21 protein-coding genes are annotated in these 19,126 nt (G+C 43.8%); 6 read left to right on the forward strand and 15 right to left on the reverse strand.

The window, feature by feature from the left end; all coding sequences use genetic code 11:
* Positions 1-50: 50 nt before the first annotated feature.
* The 7 genes from FFR00_RS01910 to FFR00_RS01940 form a co-directional block, all read right to left on the reverse strand.
* A complete protein-coding gene (locus tag FFR00_RS01910) occupies positions 51-1,046 on the reverse strand; it encodes a branched-chain amino acid aminotransferase (protein ID WP_137671667.1) in 996 nt (331 codons plus the stop codon).
* Positions 1,047-1,508: 462 nt separating this feature from the next.
* Positions 1,509-1,847, reverse strand: a complete 339-nt coding sequence (locus tag FFR00_RS01915; protein WP_137671668.1) for a hypothetical protein — start codon at positions 1,845-1,847, stop codon at positions 1,509-1,511.
* A 126-nt stretch (positions 1,848-1,973) separates the two neighbouring features.
* Positions 1,974-2,456, reverse strand: a complete 483-nt coding sequence (locus FFR00_RS01920; RefSeq protein WP_137671669.1) for a hypothetical protein — start codon at positions 2,454-2,456, stop codon at positions 1,974-1,976.
* A 117-nt stretch (positions 2,457-2,573) separates the two neighbouring features.
* Positions 2,574-2,987: a hypothetical protein gene (locus FFR00_RS01925; RefSeq protein WP_137671670.1), complete on the reverse strand. Its 414-nt coding sequence runs from the start codon at positions 2,985-2,987 to the stop codon at positions 2,574-2,576.
* Between the two features lie 222 nt (positions 2,988-3,209).
* Positions 3,210-4,157: a pyridoxamine 5'-phosphate oxidase family protein gene (locus FFR00_RS01930; RefSeq protein ID WP_137671671.1), complete on the reverse strand. Its 948-nt coding sequence runs from the start codon at positions 4,155-4,157 to the stop codon at positions 3,210-3,212.
* A 17-nt stretch (positions 4,158-4,174) separates the two neighbouring features.
* A complete protein-coding gene (locus FFR00_RS01935; protein ID WP_137671672.1) occupies positions 4,175-4,648 on the reverse strand; it encodes a nuclear transport factor 2 family protein in 474 nt (157 codons plus the stop codon).
* A 107-nt stretch (positions 4,649-4,755) separates the two neighbouring features.
* The gene (locus tag FFR00_RS01940; protein WP_137671673.1) at positions 4,756-5,367 is read right to left on the reverse strand and encodes a glutathione S-transferase family protein; all 612 of its coding nucleotides are present in this window, start codon (positions 5,365-5,367) and stop codon (positions 4,756-4,758) included.
* Between the two features lie 274 nt (positions 5,368-5,641).
* On the opposite strand from FFR00_RS01940, the gene FFR00_RS01945 reads away from it, so the two are divergent.
* Complete coding sequence (locus tag FFR00_RS01945) at positions 5,642-6,226, forward strand: TetR/AcrR family transcriptional regulator (RefSeq protein WP_137671674.1); 585 nt, start codon at positions 5,642-5,644, stop codon at positions 6,224-6,226.
* Positions 6,227-6,304: 78 nt separating this feature from the next.
* A complete protein-coding gene (locus FFR00_RS01950; RefSeq protein WP_137671675.1) occupies positions 6,305-7,258 on the forward strand; it encodes a hypothetical protein in 954 nt (317 codons plus the stop codon).
* A 9-nt stretch (positions 7,259-7,267) separates the two neighbouring features.
* On the opposite strand, the gene FFR00_RS01955 is transcribed toward FFR00_RS01950, so the two are convergent.
* Both FFR00_RS01955 and FFR00_RS01960 read right to left on the reverse strand, forming a co-directional pair.
* Complete coding sequence (locus tag FFR00_RS01955; RefSeq protein ID WP_235836133.1) at positions 7,268-8,434, reverse strand: PQQ-dependent sugar dehydrogenase; 1,167 nt, start codon at positions 8,432-8,434, stop codon at positions 7,268-7,270.
* A gap of 156 nt (positions 8,435-8,590) precedes the next feature.
* A complete protein-coding gene (locus tag FFR00_RS01960) occupies positions 8,591-10,078 on the reverse strand; it encodes an L-fucose/L-arabinose isomerase family protein (RefSeq protein WP_137671676.1) in 1,488 nt (495 codons plus the stop codon).
* A gap of 334 nt (positions 10,079-10,412) precedes the next feature.
* Between FFR00_RS01960 and FFR00_RS01965 the strand changes: the two genes are divergently transcribed.
* Complete coding sequence (locus tag FFR00_RS01965) at positions 10,413-10,844, forward strand: GNAT family N-acetyltransferase (RefSeq protein WP_137671677.1); 432 nt, start codon at positions 10,413-10,415, stop codon at positions 10,842-10,844.
* 122 nt (positions 10,845-10,966) lie between these two features.
* Here the strand turns inward: FFR00_RS01965 and FFR00_RS01970 are convergent, their stop codons facing one another.
* The 6 genes from FFR00_RS01970 to FFR00_RS01995 form a co-directional block, all read right to left on the reverse strand.
* A complete protein-coding gene (locus FFR00_RS01970) occupies positions 10,967-12,010 on the reverse strand; it encodes an alcohol dehydrogenase family protein (RefSeq protein WP_137671678.1) in 1,044 nt (347 codons plus the stop codon).
* Entirely contained in the window at positions 12,010-12,525 is a 516-nt protein-coding gene (locus tag FFR00_RS01975; protein WP_137671679.1) for a TetR/AcrR family transcriptional regulator, read from the reverse strand. Before FFR00_RS01975 ends, FFR00_RS01970 begins: the two co-directional genes overlap by 1 nt.
* Before the next feature lie 165 nt (positions 12,526-12,690).
* Positions 12,691-13,104 carry a lysozyme inhibitor LprI family protein gene (locus FFR00_RS01980; protein WP_235836134.1) on the reverse strand — a complete coding sequence of 138 codons (414 nt, stop codon included), beginning with the start codon at positions 13,102-13,104 and terminating at the stop codon, positions 12,691-12,693.
* A gap of 85 nt (positions 13,105-13,189) precedes the next feature.
* A complete protein-coding gene (locus tag FFR00_RS01985) occupies positions 13,190-13,714 on the reverse strand; it encodes a GNAT family N-acetyltransferase (RefSeq protein WP_137671680.1) in 525 nt (174 codons plus the stop codon).
* 200 nt (positions 13,715-13,914) lie between these two features.
* Positions 13,915-14,163 (reverse strand): DUF3297 family protein, encoded by a 249-nt coding sequence (locus FFR00_RS01990; protein WP_137671681.1) that lies wholly within the window; start codon positions 14,161-14,163, stop codon positions 13,915-13,917.
* A 179-nt stretch (positions 14,164-14,342) separates the two neighbouring features.
* Positions 14,343-15,824 (reverse strand): ricin-type beta-trefoil lectin domain protein, encoded by a 1,482-nt coding sequence (locus tag FFR00_RS01995; RefSeq protein WP_137671682.1) that lies wholly within the window; start codon positions 15,822-15,824, stop codon positions 14,343-14,345.
* Between the two features lie 332 nt (positions 15,825-16,156).
* Between FFR00_RS01995 and FFR00_RS02000 the strand changes: the two genes are divergently transcribed.
* From FFR00_RS02000 to FFR00_RS02010, 3 genes are read left to right on the forward strand one after another with little or no spacing between them, the layout of a single operon-like run.
* Positions 16,157-17,383 (forward strand): extracellular solute-binding protein, encoded by a 1,227-nt coding sequence (locus tag FFR00_RS02000; protein ID WP_137671683.1) that lies wholly within the window; start codon positions 16,157-16,159, stop codon positions 17,381-17,383.
* 54 nt (positions 17,384-17,437) lie between these two features.
* Entirely contained in the window at positions 17,438-18,307 is an 870-nt protein-coding gene (locus FFR00_RS02005; protein WP_137671684.1) for a carbohydrate ABC transporter permease, read from the forward strand.
* A complete protein-coding gene (locus FFR00_RS02010) occupies positions 18,304-19,116 on the forward strand; it encodes a carbohydrate ABC transporter permease (protein WP_137671685.1) in 813 nt (270 codons plus the stop codon). Before FFR00_RS02005 ends, FFR00_RS02010 begins: the two co-directional genes overlap by 4 nt.
* Positions 19,117-19,126: the final 10 nt, after the last annotated feature.

The raw sequence follows: 19,126 nt of genomic DNA on the forward strand, positions 1-19,126 counted from the left end.
AACAAAACAGCCCGCATAATGCGGGCTGATAGTAACGTTAGATAAAGAGACTAAATGGTGGTTAACCAAGCATGTTGGTCCTCGGCTTTACCCCATTGAATGTCATTCAATGCTTGGCGCAGTTTTAAGGTGGTTTCACCCGCTTCGCCACTACCCACAGTATGCTCTTTACCTTTATGAATTAAGGTGCCTACTGGAGTAAGTACTGCAGCTGTTCCCGATAAAGCGGCTTCACAACCCGGCTTAGCAGCGCGTTCTAATAATTCATCTACGGTGAGTTGGCGTTCGCTTACCTTCAGGCCTAAATCACGAGCCAGAGTAAGAATAGAGTTACGCGTTACGCCGTGTAAAAAGCTACTATCTAGCGCTTTAGTAATGAGCTCGTCGCCATCAATCAAAATAAAGTTTGCTGCGCCCGTTTCTTGTACATCACCCTCTGGGCAGAATAATACCTGGTCGGCGTCTACTTCGTTACGCGCTTGGCTAATTGGTCCTAATGCGCTGGCGTAGTTACCGCCAGATTTCACCATACCCATGTGTGGCGCACAGCGCATGCCGTTTTCTTCAAGCAACAAACGCAAAGGCTTAGCACCTACTGCAAAGTAGTCGCCCACTGGAGAAAGCAATACATATAGCAATGCAGAGTTAGTGGGGGCCGCCGCTTTACCAATTGCAGGCTCGGTGCCGATAAAAGTGGGACGAATGTACATAGAGCCCGGTGCAGCGGGTACTTCGCTAGCAAATTTAGCCACTATGTCTTTAACCATTTGCTCTAATAGCTCAGGTTTAAAAGCCGGCAAACTCAATAACTCGGCAGATTGCGCCATACGTTTAATGTTGGCATCCATACGAAAGACATGCACGCTACCATCTTCATGACGAAAGGCTTTAAGGCCTTCAAAACAAGTACTTGAGTAATGAAGTACGTGTGCACCAGGGTGCAGGCTAATACTGTCAGACGAGACAATTTCACTATCACCCCATTGTTGATCTTCGTATTTTGCCAATGCCATTTGTGGCATAAAAACCGTACCAAAAGCTGCCATGTTGTGTTCCTAATTATGCTTGGGCTTAAACGCCCTTTTTATATTTTTACTGAAATGGAGTAGAAAGCTGGTGGGACTAAATGAGTTCGCACTATTTACAACCGATATACCAGAACAACCACTGCCAATTTATCCATAAACTGGGTTCGCTGAATGGTAAAAGAGTATGTGGTCTTATGGCACTGCGATCAAGCTTAAGACTCGTCCAAACTGCAAATATTCTGCGATAAATGCAGTGGGTGTACTATTTTCACAGCCGGAAAGGCCAATTTCAGCGTTGTAGCTGTTGCTGTGTTGCAGCTCAAGCTTCTTAGCTAGAGGCATAATAAGTAGTGATAAGCGGCTAGATACACCAACAAACTGAGCCAATGAAAATAGATGAAAGCGCCTTTGTTTTTACCCATTAATTTAAACAATGTGAGCAAGCTTACTTGATGCGTATTCGGTGTTTCTTCGGTTTAATCACTCACTACAGGGGCAACTTACCGCTGGAATATAGTTAAGTTTATTTTGTTTAAACAGCGAAAATACAAGCAACAATTCCTTGTTTATATACTCGATCAGCGCCTCTTCATTTGTGGTAGAAGAAACCTGCTCATTTTCATATAACCAACCACCGCAACCAAAACCCACCAATGGCAACTCTTTTGGTAAAATCTGTGGGTCATCAGCAATTTCTACCACTAGCGATTTACCTTTTAATTGAAAATACCACGAGTACCCATCAATTCGCCCACGGGCTTTTGATGTTGCATCCAAAAGTAAACTCCCAGACCAGTTTTCATCAGATAATTCAATCATTTATTGTTACCTTGGCAATGTCCCAACAGGGGATGAATTTGGCGAGTTCCCAAGTACGCTGGCCCAGTAGCCTTGTTAACTTCGGCTTTTGCAACGCCCTAATTTGAGGATTTTATTGTTAAATTGTTATATGCCCCTGCGTCGCTGAATATCCATAATGTATTCAGCGTCTAAAACTGCGGACACTGGAATATTATTTTTAAGTTGTTCGAGGAATTGATTATCAGATCCAAAAACAACACATTCTTGTCCCAAAGTATCTACATATACCCCACACCACTTCAATGAACTTGAAGTAAAATACATACCAGAAAAAGCCATTTGCCATTGAGATTTATCTGATTCATTGATACTAAAAGTTGTATAGAATTCTTCCCAGTTAGGCGGTGGATATTCAATATCTGAAAACATCGTCAAATAGAAAAACAATAGACTATCTTTGCTAGCATTTTCTAAATCTCGTAATATATCTATTCCAATATCAGCAAGCTCACCACCAAAGAAGAAATCAGGATCTATTAGTATATAACTCCAATCATTTAGAAATGTACTCTCGAACATTTCGGAGTTTAAATTGACAACGTTTGTTTCTATAAACTCGCGGTTCATTGGGAATACCTAAGCATCAACGCCTATATCACAGAAAATTGAATGTTGGACTGCTTTGCGGCCTTTGACTTAAGCAAAAAATGGGCCAACATTTAATTTTGCCAGTGCGTATTTTTGTTAGGTTATCTTACCGTCCCATAAATCTTCTAGTTTTCCATCACTGACTTCGCTCTGCGATATTGTAAACATGCAACCTATTATTTTAAATGTATTTGGTATAAACCAAACTAAATATGAGCCGTATGGATTAACTTTCACTCTAGCTGTTTGAAGATATTCAGGGTCTTCCAGTATTAAATTTTCCACAAACTCAGAAATACTATTGCTGATCCGCTGTGCATGTAGGCCCTTCCTATCACTTATAAATTTAAGCCTTATTTCGTATGTTTTATACAGTTGTTCTTTTCTAGCTTTGGCTACGCCACTTCCAATTCTTATAACCGCCCCATTATCCAACTCTTTTATCACAGAGTTAGATTCACACAAGCATGAATTCCTAATTTTTGATAATAGTGATTCTGACTCTGACATTCGTAAACCTAACAACTTATTAAGAGGGAAATTGCCTTGTTTAAACAAGGCAATTTCCCTCTTATCATACATTTGATAAAACCCAGATTATCATCTTTCCTAAACTACGTTAGTCACCTAGCTCGAAAAATAACAAAAACATCAGCACAAAAGAATGCCAGACCTTGTGGACAAGAAATGTGAAAACAAACAGAGTTGAAAGGAGGGCTTACTTTTATTCCATCAAAAGTCTAGCGCGGGATAATACTCCACGTCAGAGCGCTGCACTAAGGTTGCAATATCTAAACGCAAACATTGCTCTATATTTACCTGCACATAACGCTGAGCGCCTGCATAAGTAAATTCCTTTGGTTCGTCCCACAGTATTTCTGCATGGCCTTTTATCCAAAACCCACAGCCGGTTTCAAAATCTGGGATATACAGCCCCACTCGAGAATCGGCGACTATATTGCCTAAGGTATTGAAGAAGTTGTTACCTGAGAAGTCTGGAAAGATAAGTCTTTGCTTGGAGCTATTTGTTTGCTTGAGCATGGCCACAAACCCTGGTTTTCCGCCACGGTGAGATACATCAACACCTCCGCTTTCTGCTTGCCCTTTTATAACTGCGCGCGAAGTAATGAAAAAGGTATCGCACTGCTCTAGGTGTTGCTTTAATACTAGGTCGTTTGATGCTAGTTTTTTGAAATCAGTAACTCTGGGTGCTTTTAGCCCTGCAAAAGCATCAAGCTGTAATTCGCGCTTTTGAATATACTTAGGGCAATTGCCAAAGCTTTGCTCTACTTCAAAACGCAGCAACTGGTCGCTAGCATAGCTAATCAGCCCGTTAGCTCGGTTACGCCTGCGGGTATTAAGCTCTAAACCCAGTAAAGCCAAGCTGTCGCCAGCACTTAGGCTGGCTAGCCCCGAATACTCGATTAATGCTCTCGCTTCTATAGACAAGGTTTGAGCATTGGGTGAGCTAATAAACCCTTGCTCGCCCAATATCGGTGAAGCCCATGGGTGCCCCTCGTTGTCGAGTAACCCTGCGTATAACAAGGCTTGCTGCGAAAAAAAATCGCGATGCTGATCGGGCATAAAGTCACGAATAAACTTGTCGCCAATCGGCCCGATATGCTCTTTTACGCCAGCACGCGCTTGTACCACCAATTCGCCTTGATGAAAAACACCCATGAATGTCTCCGTTATTTTTATAAACCTAGATCACTCAAGCTTGGGTGATCGTCTGGCCTGCGCCCTTGCGGCCAATGAAACAGCCGTTCTTCTTCACTTATTGCTAGGTCATTAATGCTGGCATGACGGCTTTGCATTAAGCCATTTTCATCAAACTCCCAGTTTTCGTTGCCATAAGCGCGATACCATTGGCCAGCTTTGTCCTGCCACTCGTAGGCAAATCGCACCGCAATACGATTACCGCTATAGGCCCATAATTCTTTAATCAAACGGTAAGCTTGCTCTTTTTCCCACTTTTCGCTTAAAAACTGCTGAATTTGCTCGCGGCCCTCAATAAAGCTATCGCGGTTTCTCCACTGGCTATCTTTGGTATAGGCTAAAGCCACTTTTTCTGGGTTGCGTGAATTCCAACCATCTTCAGCCATGCGCACTTTTAGTGCAGCTGTGTCGGCATTAAACGGCGGTAATGGAAGGCGTTGCTCTATGGTCATACTGTTTTCCTATATTTGAGTCGTAATTCATTGAATGCGTTCTGTTTAAGCAATTTTTAGGCTAGCTCGGCGTTTACATCGCTAAACGCCGAGCTATTTGCGTTAACTTAAACGGCTTCTTTTAAGGGTGTTTTTTGCATTGCAACAAATCCATCAAGCGCTTCTACATTCGCTAACCAGCGCAAAATATTTGGGTATGCATCTAACTCAACCTTGCCTTCTGGTGCATGAGCGATGTAGGAGTAACATGCTACGTCGGCAATGCTAGCTCGCTCACCTACCATCCACGCTTTACCTTCAAGCAAACCATCAATAATCGACAGCATTTGGTGGCTGGCTTCAATGACTGCCTCTTGATCAAACTTGACGCCAAATACAGTAATTAAACGAGCGCGAGCTGGCCCTTCGGCGAGGTTGCGTGCAGCTAGCGCCAACCATTGTTGAATTTGCGCTTGTTGTTCGCTGTTTTTCGGGTTCCAGCTCGGCGCATAGGTGTTGGCAAGGTGAATGATAATGGCGATGGAATCTCGAATCACCAAGCCATCGTCGTCCAGTACTGGTACTTGAGCAAAAGGATTAATCGAGCGAAAAGCGTTTTGTTTGTGCTCTCCTTGCGCTAAGTTAACTGGAATTTTTTGATACTGCAGTTTTAGCAAAGCCAGCATCAATCTCACTCGATGGGCGTGACCAGACAACTCGAAATCGTAAAGCTTTAACATAACCTTATCCTTAGTTGATTAAACATTCTTGGCTGACAACCCTGATGACTTCGCTTTAGCAAAGTAAACAAGTCTGTCTACTTTCCACCTAAATTAGGAGACAGGTCTGTCCATGTCAATAAAAATATCATCAAAAGGGCAGAGACAAATTTGAATATCCTGCTAACAAGCTGTTTTAATTAGATAATTTAAATTTGAAAAATTTGTGAGCCAGAGAGCTTGCCGAATCAGGAGACAGAGCGGTATACTTATCACGAAGCAATCAGGAAACATTATGGCCAGTACTAAACGCGATTTACTTATCGACACCGCCCAAGGGCTGTTTTACCAACACGGTTTTAGAGCTACGGGTATTGATACCATTTTGGCTGAATCAGGTGTGGCCAAAAAAACCTTGTATAACCATTTTAAGTCGAAAGAAGATCTTATCGTTGCTTGCCTATATCGGCGTGATCAGCAGCTGTTAGCGCTTTTAGAAAACAGCATTGAACATCTTGCTCCCCAGCAAAAGTGCCAGCCACAGTTTGCCCGCATCATGGCCTTTTTTGATGCTCTTGATAGTTGGATTAACTCAGATAACTTTTTTGGCTGCATGTTTATTAATGCCTCTGCCGAATACCATCAAGCGGATAATCCGGTACATATTGCCTGCACCGAACACAAAAACTTGGTGATAAAGCTTATCGAACAACAGTTAAGTGAGTTAGCACTCACCCAACCTTTAGAGACTGCCAAACAGCTAGCTATTTTAGCCGATGGCGCGATAGTAGGCGCTCACACCACTAACGATTCGGCATCAGCAAAACACGCGAAAGCAGTGGCTGAAGTTCTGTTAAACAGCTTTGCCCAAGCGGCTTAACAGTTGCTGTAAAGAGTGATGTTGGTAATTGCTCAATTTGATATATTGCCATTTTTCAGGTAACCACAGTGATGAATAATGCCTACATTTCAAGCTAGTAAACTCCCTCTTCCCCGCAGCGACGATGAATTTGAAGACATGGTTACAGCTGTTTATAACAGTTCACAAACAGCTGTTTTTCCAACGTTTCAGCGTTATGGGCGTAATGGGCAGAAGCAAGATGGGGTGGATGTATTTTGTTCTGAAACTAAAACAGCAATACAGTGCAAATTGTTAAGCAGTATTATCACTCAGCAAATTATTGATGCTGAACTAAGCAAGTTTAAAGATGGTCGCTTTTGGCCTGAAGATGACCAGCAAAAGTATCGTGACTATGTGTTTGCCGTAAGCCACGATAGAGACACACATATACAAAACTATATTGAATCTATATCTAGCCAAGAGCTATCTATCAGCATTATTTTTTGGCCAGAAATTCAAAATAAGATCACTCAAAATAAGCCCTTACTTAGTCAATTTTACCCTGAGCTCTCATGTTTGAACCAAACCGCTCAAACCCAGCTATCGGCCAATGATGAACAATGTATAAGCCAACTAATTAATGCTTTAAGTGGCAACCGAAATAACTCTGAACAAGCAAGCTTATTTGTTACTGAAAATGCCTACATAACCAAGCAGTTTAGCTCTGAATTTATCGACAGTATCTCTCAAATTGTTTGCCAGCCGCCATTTTTCCAAGATTCAAATTTAGAGAACTTAAAACGCAACTTATTCCAACAGCTTTCTGCATTTTTACGTATATTTGGCCAATACTACTCACGCAATAAGTCATCAACTTATTCTCGTATTCAGCCGATTAACCCTCAAGATTTTGAGATATTGGCACGAGCCACTGAAGAGTTATTAGTTGCGGTCGAACCCGCTAGGCTAATCTTCAATACTCTGTTGGTTAACACTGCATGGCAAGGCTCAGCTAGTAGCCAAAATATCTGTCGATACTATGGCTTAGACTACACAAAGGCTCTATGTTGAAAAACAGATTTAAGGCACGGCCAATGGGCTAAGCCTGTAGATATTGCCGCTATCACCACTAAAATAGATGTTTCCTTGGCTATCGCTAAGTAGTGCGCGCACCCGTTCATTCAAGTCTTCAAGTAAACGTTCTTCACCAACGGGCATACCGTTTTCATCCATAATGATGCGGTTAATGTGCTGTAGCTTTAATGCTCCGCTTAATAAGTCACCTTGCCAGGCCGGAAAAGCAGCGCCGAAGTAAAGCATTAATGAACCAGGCGCAATAGAGGGAACATACACTTTTAAGGGTGAGTTTATTCCTTCTTTTATTTCTGCTTCGCCAACCTTTAACGGCCCCCAGTATTCCTTACCATGAGAGGTAATCGGCCAACCATAGTTAGCGCCTGCTTCAATTAAATTAAGCTCATCACCACCACGTGGGCCGTGCTCTATGGCCCATAGGCGCTGGTGCTTTGTATCATAAGCGAGACCTTGAGGATTGCGGTGACCGTAACTATATATAGCGTCGGCTACTTTTCTATTAGCTACAAAAGGGTTGTTGCTTGGTAGGCTACCATCAAGATTTAGTCGAATAATGCTGGCCGCATGGTTAGCGGTATTCTGGCCATTATCACGCTCTCCTCTATCTCCAACAGAGAAATACAGATAAGATTCATCGAACGCAATTCGACTGCCGTAATGGCGATTAGTAGAACCTGCAGAGTTGGTAACGAGCACATCTCGCCAGTTACTCATCATCACTTGGCCAAATTCATTTTGCTTAATTTGCGCTTTAGCTAGGGTTGTTACGCCGCTGCCATTGAGTGGCTTGCTGTAGGTAAAATAGAAGCTTCCATCGGGTCCACGTACAACATCTAACAATCCACCTTGACCCTGCGCCCAAATTGCCGGTAAACCAGCAATGCTCTTCCAGGCTTTCTTCCCTTGTTTAGCTTGAGTAAGGTTAACACTTACTAACTCACCATGGCGCAAAGTAATAACCAATGTATCGGCATTAAGCCAAGCCATACCCCAAGGCACACCAGGCAGTTGAGTGAGAGCCTCTACTTGTAAGTTGTAATCTTGGCTGGCGTGTTGAGTCGGCTTCGCATTAAGCTCACGAGTAAAAAGCATTGCTGCAAGTACACCCCCAAAAAGCCATAAAAAACTTATACGATTACTTAGCTTGCTCATTAGTTTATCCCTACGCCGAACCAAATGGACAAGCTAACTATAAGCAAATTTAGATGTATTCTACAGTTTAATATCTGCTCATTTAAGTTAGATAAGTCAAACAAAAAAGCCGACTAAGGTCGGCTTTCAAGACTGCAATTTTACCTATTTAGGCGTTTATAAAAACACACTTGGGATTTCGTTTGGAAAACGCTCTTGAGCAGGCTGGTTGTAATCGATGTCAGACACGCCCAATAAGTTAAGCACTTGGTACAGCGTTTTAGCTACATGGCCAAAAGCAATACCAGCGTGGTGCGGATAGCGTTTCTCAACCAATACATGGCGGTAAAAACGTTGCATCTCAGGAATGCCAAAGGCAGCAATTGCACCAAACGATTGCGGGTCGATATCGAGAATATCACCCTGCGCAACGTAGGCACGTAACTTAGTATCAGCGGTGGATTGCAAACGAAATAGGGTTATTTCACCCGGTTTAATTTGTCCTTCCAAGGTGCCACGAGTGATATCAGGCTCTTTGCCCGGCTCCATCAAGCTATGCATAATTTTTTGGAAACGAAGTTGCGAGTTTTTCATGCAGCTTGGCGCGGTGTTACCACAGTGGAAGCCCATGAATAGGTCTTTCGCCGTATAGTTACCCATTACCGCTGCACTAGCGTCAACCATATCTTGTGGCACAGTGTTGTTAATGTCTAACAAGGTAGCAGGGTGATTAGTGGCACAGGTGATCATGTACTCAGACAGCGCACCATAAATATCCACTTCACAAGCAACCGGAATACCGCGCTGCGCTAAACGTGCATTTACGTAACATGGCACAAAACCAAAGAACTTCTCAAACGACGGCCAACACTTATTGGCAAACACACCAAAGGTAGACGCGCCCATATTAGCCGCATGAAAATCTAGCAAGGCAGCTTCATACTGAGCAAGCTTAGGTAACAAATCTGGGTATGGGTTGTTATCACCAAGTTCCGCTTCCATCTCGGCAACAATTTTAGGAATGTCGGCATGGCCTTCGGCAGCTTGATAGATATCCAGCAAATCAAGCTCACTGTTTTCCATGATCTCTACGCCAAGATCAAACAAAGCTTTAATTGGCGCGTTACAAGCCACAAAATCTTGTGGTCGTGGGCCAAACGAGAAAATCTTCAAGCCTTGCAAACCCAGTATGGTGCGAGCTACCGGCACAAAATCACCAATCATGCTGGCAACTTCAGTAGGCGTGCCTACTGGGTACTCTGGAATATGTACGGCCAAGTTGCGCAACCCCGCACTGTAAGAGGCGTTAAGCACCCCACAATAAGCATCGCCGCGCGCATCTTTAAGGCCAGCGGTGGCTTCTTCGGCGGCAGCGACAAACATAGTTGGGCCAGCAAATCGCTGCGCCATAATGCTTAGTGGTCCTTCTGGGCCAAAGTTACCTAAGTAAATAGCCAAAGAGTTAATGCCAGCTTGCTTCGCTTCGGCCAGCGCCTTCACTACATCGTTTTCATTTTCGATAATGGTTTGTAGCTCAACCACTTCAATATCTTTTTCTATACAGGCTGCAGCCACCGCTTTACGGCGTTGCTCAGACAATGAAAGAGGGAAACAGTCACGGCTTACCGCAACAATACCTAATTTTACTTGTGGGATATTTATCATCACTCGCTCCACGGGTGCTTGGGTCTTTTGACCTTGGTTTTTTAATACCTCTAGTTTGCGTTAGCACAGAGCAGTAAATGAATTGACGCGGATCAACAAAGGCTTCGCTTGTAAAATAACGGAATACCTATATTAAAAAGCGTTAGTGATAAAAATGGTTTACGACATATCCGCATTAGATTTGTTAACACTAGGTAAAGCAAATAGCCTCCTAATCAATCAGCCATGCCCCAACCCGATACTTATCACTCACAGCCATTTATTTGCTAATATTGGCGGGTAAAAATACGGTTTATTTGGCCGTTCGAATTGATTAAAAATATTGAGCAAGATAATGATTGTAGAAAATGTGCTTGCTGAAGATTACGCTGAAATGCTTAGTCTTTGGGAAGACTCTGTGAGAGTAACCCACGACTTCATTACAGAAGATGACATTGAGTTTTTTAAACCTATCATCCTTGAGCAGGCCTTTCCTGCTGTAGCCCTACGCTGCGTTAAAGATGCCAAGGGTGCTATTATTGGCTTTGTTGGCGCTGCCGATGAAAAAATTGAAATGCTGTTTATTGCCAATTCTGCTCGTGAGCAAGGCATTGGTAAACTGCTGCTGCAATATGCTATCGACACCTTAAACTGCACTAAAGTAGATGTGAATGAACAAAACCCAGCTGCGGTAGGTTTCTATCAACATATGGGATTTAAGCTTGTCTCTCGCTCCCCGCTTGATGACATGGGAAAACCTTTCCCCATTTTGCACTTAAGCCTTTAACTCATTAACTCAAAAGCTAGTAACGCTCTGCAGATCCGAAAGCCCCGAAGCAACTTTACTTCGGGGCTTTTTGATTAAGTGCTTTACTTAATAGACAAACAAAATGTATAGCGCGTAGCTAGCTACATCGTTAGCACAATTTTACCTAAGAATTTTTTCTCTAAGAAGGTGGTTTGCGCAGCCACTATCTCTTTTAATGGGTAAGTATGCGCAACTAGCGGCGCGATATCTTCGCGCTCGATGTGAGCAATCAAATTACCAAAAACCTCCGGCTCTATCACGGTACAACCAAAGAAACTTAAGTCTTTTAAGTACAAGGTGCGAACGTCTAATTCCACCATGGCTCCGCCAATCGCGCCCGATACCGCGTAACGGCCTTTTGGCCTTAAAACCTCAAGCAACTGAGGAAATAAACTACCCGCAACTAGGTCAATGACTACGTCAACACTGTTTGCGGACATCACATCGCTAAGCTTGTCGCTGCGCAGTACCACTTCATCAACACCAAGCTCTTCAATCATTTGCTGCTTGCTTGGGCTAGTCAGCGCAAGCACATACGCACCACGTGCTTTAGCCAATTGAATGGCCGCCGAACCAACACCGCCGGAAGCACCAGTAATTAATACCTTATCACCCTGTTTCACCTTAGCGCGGGTCAGTAAGTTTTCTGCGGTAGAGTAAGAGCAAGGAAACGACGCCAGCTCTGCATCACTATATTTGCTGGTTATTTTGTAGGCATGGCTAGCCGCTACTTTAGTGTATTCGGCAAAGCCGCCATCACACTCCGAACCAAAATACCAAGCTTGCTCTAGCGCTTTGCCATTCACCTCAGTTAAACAAGGCTCAATAAGTACCCGCTCTCCTACCCTACTCGGATCAACCTGCTCACCTACCGCCACAATGTAACCACAAACATCGGCACCTTGAATACGCGGAAACTGCAAAGCCTCACTCGACCAAGAGGCGTCCTCGGCCTTGTCACTTTTCGAATACCAACCAATACGGGTATTAATGTCGGTATTGTTTACCCCGGCGGCCGCTACTTTAATTAATACATCACGCGCGCCAATAATTGGCATTGCTACATCGCTGCGATAGCTCAGTTTATCGGTATCTCCGTGACCGGTCATATGCACGGCACACATTACTTTTGGAAGAGTTGTCATTACGAATTACCTAAAAGTTGTTCTAAAGTGAGTTGAGCAGCTTCAAAGCTGGGAGCACCAATTACCGGCCAAGCAGCGCTTACGCCCTCGTGCAGCAAAAAGATCTGCATGGCTAGCGCTTCATCGCCACAGCACGTTTCAAACAGGGCTAACAAATCTTGCTTATGTTGCTTTACTGCTTCGCTAATTAAGGTGTTATCGGGGTATGCTGCCAATGCGCTCATCGACATGCACCCGCTGGGTGCTTGTGTTTGCATCCACTGTTCTAGTTGCCTAAATATTGCTAACAGATTGTCTTTTCGCGAGTTTGTTTGCTCAGCTGAAAGCAGCTCAATATAACGAGCATGTCTATGCTGCAAAGCGCCAATTACCATCGATTCTTTAGAAGGGTAATAACGGTATAAGGTTCGCAAGCTTACCCCAGAGGCTTTTTGCAACTTAGCCACACTAGGCTCGGTAAACCCATAGTCACTAAATGCCCGCTCAAGTTGTTCGGCAATTTGTTGTTCAAGCATTGATGTTCTCAAGTAGAGTGTTCATTCTACCTGCGATGGTAGAATAAACACTCTACCTAGGTCAACAGAACATTTAAGCCAGAGGCACTATTGGGGTCGGGGTCGGGGTAGAGGTGAAGGTGGTGCTTGCGTTAACTGATTGAGATAAATGTGAAAAGCTGCAGCTTATTTAGGCTCGGGTAAAACTGGGGGCGTACTGTCCATATAAGTTAAAAAGTTTGACCAAATATCGTGAGTTCGCTGCTTAGTTAAGGCCGTTTTACAAGAGATAGCCATAACACCTCGAATCGACCCTTCTCGCCATTGTGTATAAATAGAGTCACAATGAGAAGACATATAAGCTTTCCAATCCGTTTGAGCTGCCTTAATAGCAATGATCAACTCAGGATCATAAGCATTGTGCTTAAAGCTAGCTTGCAAATACTGGCTTAACTTTGCATCTGCCGCTTCCAACTCAATAGCAGCACACTGATTAGTGTCGAAGGTAGAAATAGCATTCTCACAATCAAGAGGTTCATCCGCTGCTCCAATGGCAAACGAAAAACTCAACAAAGTTAATAAGATGTACTTTTTCATCATTTTGTATTCAACCAATTCTTGTTTAACAAATCACATCGCTTAATAGACAACAGATAAAAATTCGCGACACCGTTCGCCACGACAATCAATTGCGCAATTTCCAGTGTTGACGAGTCATTCGATACAAGCGCACTTGTCGCTTATGAAATTGCTGAAGACTGTATTCAACGAATCCAGCCTTTTCTGCCACCCTAATTGACCCAGCATGTTCTGGTTCGATAAGAACAACTACGGATTCACGCCTTTCTTGCTCGAAAACATATTCTATTACACCTTTAACCGCTTCTGTTGCAAAGCCGTGATGCCAATATGAACGTGCTAAACGGTAGCCTAAGTTGATCTCCTCAACGCCGCTGACTATCTCAGGTGAAACTCCACAAAAGCCTATAAACTTATCTGATATTTTCTCAACCAAAGCCCATGGGCCAAGCCTATGAGATGAGTAGCATTTTAAACACCAGCCTATAAAGTCTCGCGTAGCGTCTTCATCACAGACTCCGCGAACTGAATACTTCATAACTTCTGGGTCACGTAGTATTTCAGCTAAAGCCGTAAGGTCTTGATAAGATAATGGCCTTACTACCAACCTTGGTGTTTCAAATAGTTGCACTAAGTTCTCTTTGAATATATCGCTGCAATTTGGAGGACAATTTTTTCATCTAAGAGCTTATCCTTATTCGGAACAAGCTAATAAAATGCAGATTATCACTTTTAATCTTTATCGGCTGCTTTAGCCAATAAAAAAGCCATAGTACTGTTAAGGCGTTATGGCTTAACAGCACTATGGCTTACCTATTTGTGGTAGCGGGCCTACTTGTAAAACGCTTCCACTTCGCCTTTAAGTTTAATGAGCATTGGCTGGCCAACACGGTCTTTAGCTTTAGGTGAAGGGATTTTTACCCACCCTTCGCTAATACAGTATTCTTCAACGTCGGTGCGCTCTTTGCCATTAAGTTTAATGCCAATGTCGTGCTCGAAACACTCGGCAACATGGAAAGGGCTGCGAGGGTTGCCCGCAAGATGATCTGGCAAAGCAGGTTTAGCGTTGTTGTCGCTCATGTTAACTACCTGAAATACGTAAAAAGTGCGTCATTGTAGACAATGCCAGCGCTAGCCCCTCAATAAATGCCACAAGCTAACACGCAGAGTAGTCACTTACTTAACAACTGCCTATCCTAATTGGCTATGGCAGCCTTTAATCCAACACGGCTGCCTTTTAACTTGCTAAGCAAATACCACTAGTGAGTGGTTTGCCAACGGCTTACTGGGCGTAACTCAAACCGTGTATTGGCATTGTAGCTATTACACGAATAAAGATGATATTGGGTGAGTAAACCACCGTTGTTGGTATCCATGCAAAAGCCATTGCCACTGTTGCCGCCATTGCTACTATGTTTGTTGGTAAAGCTGCCATTTTGTTTAAGTAACCAACGCTCGCTGTCGCCACCATCACAAGTCCACAAGTGTAACTTGGCGCCATTTCTTGCACGTCCGCCGTCAACGTCTACGCAGTAACTGGCATTTCCTTTAGGCCGTAACTGTGACTCGGCCGTATAAACAAACTGCTGGCTAGCGGTGTTACGGCAGGTTTCGTTCACCAAGGCTGCACCTTTGCGATAACTTCCGTCTTTAACCGCTAAACAGCGTTGTGACTGAGCATTATAAAGCTGAAAAAAACCAGGAGTTGATCGTCTAACACCCACTAGAGGAATGCTATTGTTCCAAGTTGTGTGCTGCTGCGGAGTATTTTTCTCTCGATTGATAAACTGAACTCCATGCGCCACTGCGGCGTAGTTGTATTCAAAACTATCGGGTGCGGCTGGCGAGGTGCCCCACAAATGCATCATTTGTTTGTTATTTGCTACCTCGTTAGCGACCTCTTGGTAATGCTTGGTTTGAGCCATGTTGTTACAAATAAAACGTTGCGAATCATCACGAGAAATTCCGCTCAAGCTACCACCTACTTTTACATGGTCAACGGTGCTGCCTTCAGGGCACATAAAACTTGCAGGGTAAACGCCGCGATTATTCCACAACCAATCCCAGCCAGAGCGAAAGTTTTGATTTTTGCTGCCAATTTTTCCGCCAGTTAACACCACTACAATTTTGCCACGCATATCTTTAATGAGTGGCCACCCATAGGCTTTGCTTAATGCTCTAACATTTTTGGCAGGCGAATTAGCAAGACTAGAATTAGCTTGCCTAGCCTTAGGCACTAGGTAGTTTTGTAAATAATTAGAAAAGCGATATTGGTAAGATCCAAGATGGTTAGACATCCATTCATCTAACAATGCTACTTCGTCATGGTTCCAGGCGTTGGCAGGATCCCAGCTCACCTTCATGTCCACTAAAACAACTACCGGAAAGTTTGAGTTATTTCTATCAATCCATTGCTTTATATCGTTAAAACAATCACCTAGGCGGGTATTACTGCCGCCAGAACAATTGCGTTTACCTGGGCTACTAGAGTGAGAAACATAAGGGCCTAGAGCCTCGTTTTCCCACTGCCCTCGATCGATGACATCCAGCTCTACCGCACCAAAACCGTAGTTCAACCAATCAGTTAACTGATTGCTGTAGTCTTGAGTATTGTGCTGTTGCATGTAGTAAATATCATTAAAGCGATCTCGATTAGGATCGATTAGCGTCACTGAGGGCGCCGCCGCTAATAACCAAGAGCTGCTCAGCAAAAGCGCTAAACCAGTAATAGATTTAATCATGTGTTCATCCTTGCACTCGCGTTCAAAAAAGGAACACTAAATTACCTCTCAGATCATGACTGTTCGGTGAAGGCTAACCGAAACTTTCTTTACCAATCGATGATGTTTTTCTTACCAAGTATATAAAAACAGCGTGTACCGCCGAGCGAATAAGCTATGGCAAGGCTCATAGCCCTCAACATTTCCTCATTCTTTTATCTAGCAAAACCAAGCCAGACCATAAGTTTCATATTGCTGTCATGCAATTGACATTTTCGCTGACTAACTTGGATAACGAAAAATGAACGCGCGTGCAATCACACTATTTATTTTCAAAGGACGAGGAATACAGCATGTTTCAACGCTTACTTGTGGCAACAGCCCTAGCCAGTGCCACCTTTTGCAGTGCCGCTACAGAATTAGTTATTGCCGGTCGCGATAGTAGTTATGGGCAGGCTATGCAACACATTGTGGATGAATATCAAAAAGCCCACCCTAGCACCAATATCAAACTGGTTAAGCGCCCAAGCAAAGGTTTATACGAGAGCATTAGTTTGTCGATGCGCGAAAAAACCGGCAACTACGATGTGATTTTGATGGACGATACCTGGGCTCCAGAGTTTTTATCAAACAATTGGCTTACCGCCCTACCTAAAGAAGTTGAAGATAAAGACTTTATTCAAGCGCCCTTTGATATTGGCCGCTACCCAAACGCAAACAGCGCAGCGTACGCCATGCCTATGGTAGGCAATGTCGCTATGTTCGCCTGGAACAAAGCGGTATTTGATGCCAACAACATTGAAAAACCAAGCTCGTGGTCAGAAGTATTAGCCGCAGCAAAAAAAATAAACGCCAACAGCGCCAAAGATACTAACGGCATTGTATTTAGAGGGGTGAAAGGCAACCCAATTGTAACTGGCTTTTTACCTATTTTATGGGGATACGGCGCCGATGTAGTAGACGCTAACGGCCAAGCCAGCTTGAATACTCCTGAAGCCAAACAAGCTCTAACTGCCTTTTTAGCCATGAAACAATATGCACCACGTGGGGTTGACGTATACAACGCCGATGAGGTGCGCGACTCGCTACAAAAAGGCAGCGCCGCCATGGCAATTGAAGTATGGCCAGCATGGGTGCCTAATTTAGATAACCCAGAAATGTCTAATGTGGTGGGCGATATGGAAATTATGGCCCCACCAGCAGAAGTAGGTGCACCGGCTCCTATGTTAGGAATTTGGCAACTGGCGATCCCAGCTGACGCCAAAAACAAAACCGAAGCGGCAGCGTTCTTAAAATTTGCCACCAGCCCAGCAATTCAAAAAACCTTGGCGCTAGATTATGGCATCCCTCCTACACGCGAGAGTATCTACAACGATGCTGAGGTTGTAAGCAAGTACCGTTGGTACCCGCAACAAGCTAAAGCACTAACTACCGGCAAGGCTCGCCCACGTATTCATAACTGGGCAGAAGTAGAAAGCATCCTTGGTGACTTTTTACAAATGACCATGTTAGGCCAAATGTCACCTGAGCAAGCTTTAGAGCAAGCTCAACGCCGTATTAGCCGTGTCATAAAAGTGTAAAACCCATCCATGATGTTTGGCTCTACCTTAGTAGAGCCAAGTTGGAGTGATTGAATGTTATTTGAGAATCGTAAACAGCTGACCGCACTGTTATTGCCATCCCTAACAATACTGGGGCTGTTGGCTGTTTACCCTATTGGCTCGGTAATGATTAACGCCTTTGGCAGCGTAGATTATCTAAGCAAACAATATCAGTTTGTTGGCTTAGCTAACTTTGTAGAATTGTTTGAAGATTTCTTTTTCATCGCCGCCATGAAAAACACCTTAGTTTTTACACTTGTAGCCTCTTCTGCTCAGGTACTACTTGGTTTATGGCTGGCGCTGCTATTTAACCAAAAGTTCTCTGGCCGCCGCTTTGCTCTGCCCATAATCATTTACCCGATGATGATTTCTACACTGGTATGTTCATCAATCTGGCGTTCCTGGTATAACTACGATTTTGGCCTTTTAAACAGTGCACTTGTAGCCATTGGCTTACCAGCTCAAGAATGGTTATTTAACCCCGATTTAGCGCTGTACGCCATTGCGCTAGTAGACACCTGGCAGTGGACCCCCATGGCTTTTTTAATCATATTGGCAGGCTTGCAATCTATCCCCAAAGACATTGGCGAAGCAGCGATGGTAGATGGTGCTAAAGGCTGGCGTGCCTTTGCCTTTATCACACTGCCACTAATTCAAAAGCAGTTAATGTTGGCGTTTTTATTGCGCTCTATCGACGCTTTCAAACTCTTCGATAAAGTTTATGTCATGACGGGAGGAGGTCCAGGCAACGCCACCGAAACCCTTTCAATGTTTGTTTATAAATATGGTTTTCGTTTCTTTAACTTAGGTATGGCCAGTGCGGCAGCATTAGTCATGCTAGCCATCTCGCTATTAATGACCTTGTTTTACGCCCACCGAGTAATGAAGGGAGGCAAACAATGAGCCGCTATTTACACCGTTTTTTTGTTTGGTCTGCGGTAGCTCTATTTATTCTGCCCATTGTTTGGATGTTTAGCACTGCCTTTAAATCGCCTGGCGAGATCTTCCATGCTGGAGCTAACCTAATTCCACAGCAAATCAGTCTTGCTTCTTTTCAAGCACTGCTAAATGGAGAGCTGCCAATACTGGTGGCCAATACAGTATTTATTGCGCTTTCTGCCACCGTGGTGTCGCTGTGCATTGCCTTTTTTGCAGCCTACGCGCTAGTACGTTATCGATTCCCAGCAAAGCTAGACAACCTATTTTTGCTGGCGGTGTTAGTAGTAAAAATGATGCCACCAATTGTAGTTGCCGTGCCGCTTTACTCTTTAATGAATACCCTTGGGCTACTAAACAGTCAGTTAGGTTTGGTATTGGCTTATCAGGTTTATACCCTGCCATTTTGTATTTGGATGTTGCTGAGCTTTATTCGCGATATTCCTCTAGAAATTGAAGAAGCTGCCGCAATGGACGGAGCTCACTTGCTCAAACGTTTAGCCTTTGTGGTATTTCCACTATGCGCCCCCGGATTAGTTGCTACGGCTATTTTTGCCATGATTTTAGGCTGGAACGAGTTTCTCTTCTCGTTACTGTTTATTCATACCCCCGACAAATTCACCATCCCTTTATTTATCTCAAACTTTATGACCGAAGACGGCACCGCTTGGGGAGAACTAATGGCCATCGGCATTGTGTCTTCGTTACCCATGCTGGCACTCGCAGGTTACATGCAGCGCTATTTGTTACGTGGTTTTTCCATGGGATTGAAATAGGACATTTACA

This window comes from Agarivorans sp. Toyoura001 (genome assembly GCF_005405585.1).
Classification (GTDB): Bacteria; Pseudomonadota; Gammaproteobacteria; order Enterobacterales; family Celerinatantimonadaceae; genus Agarivorans.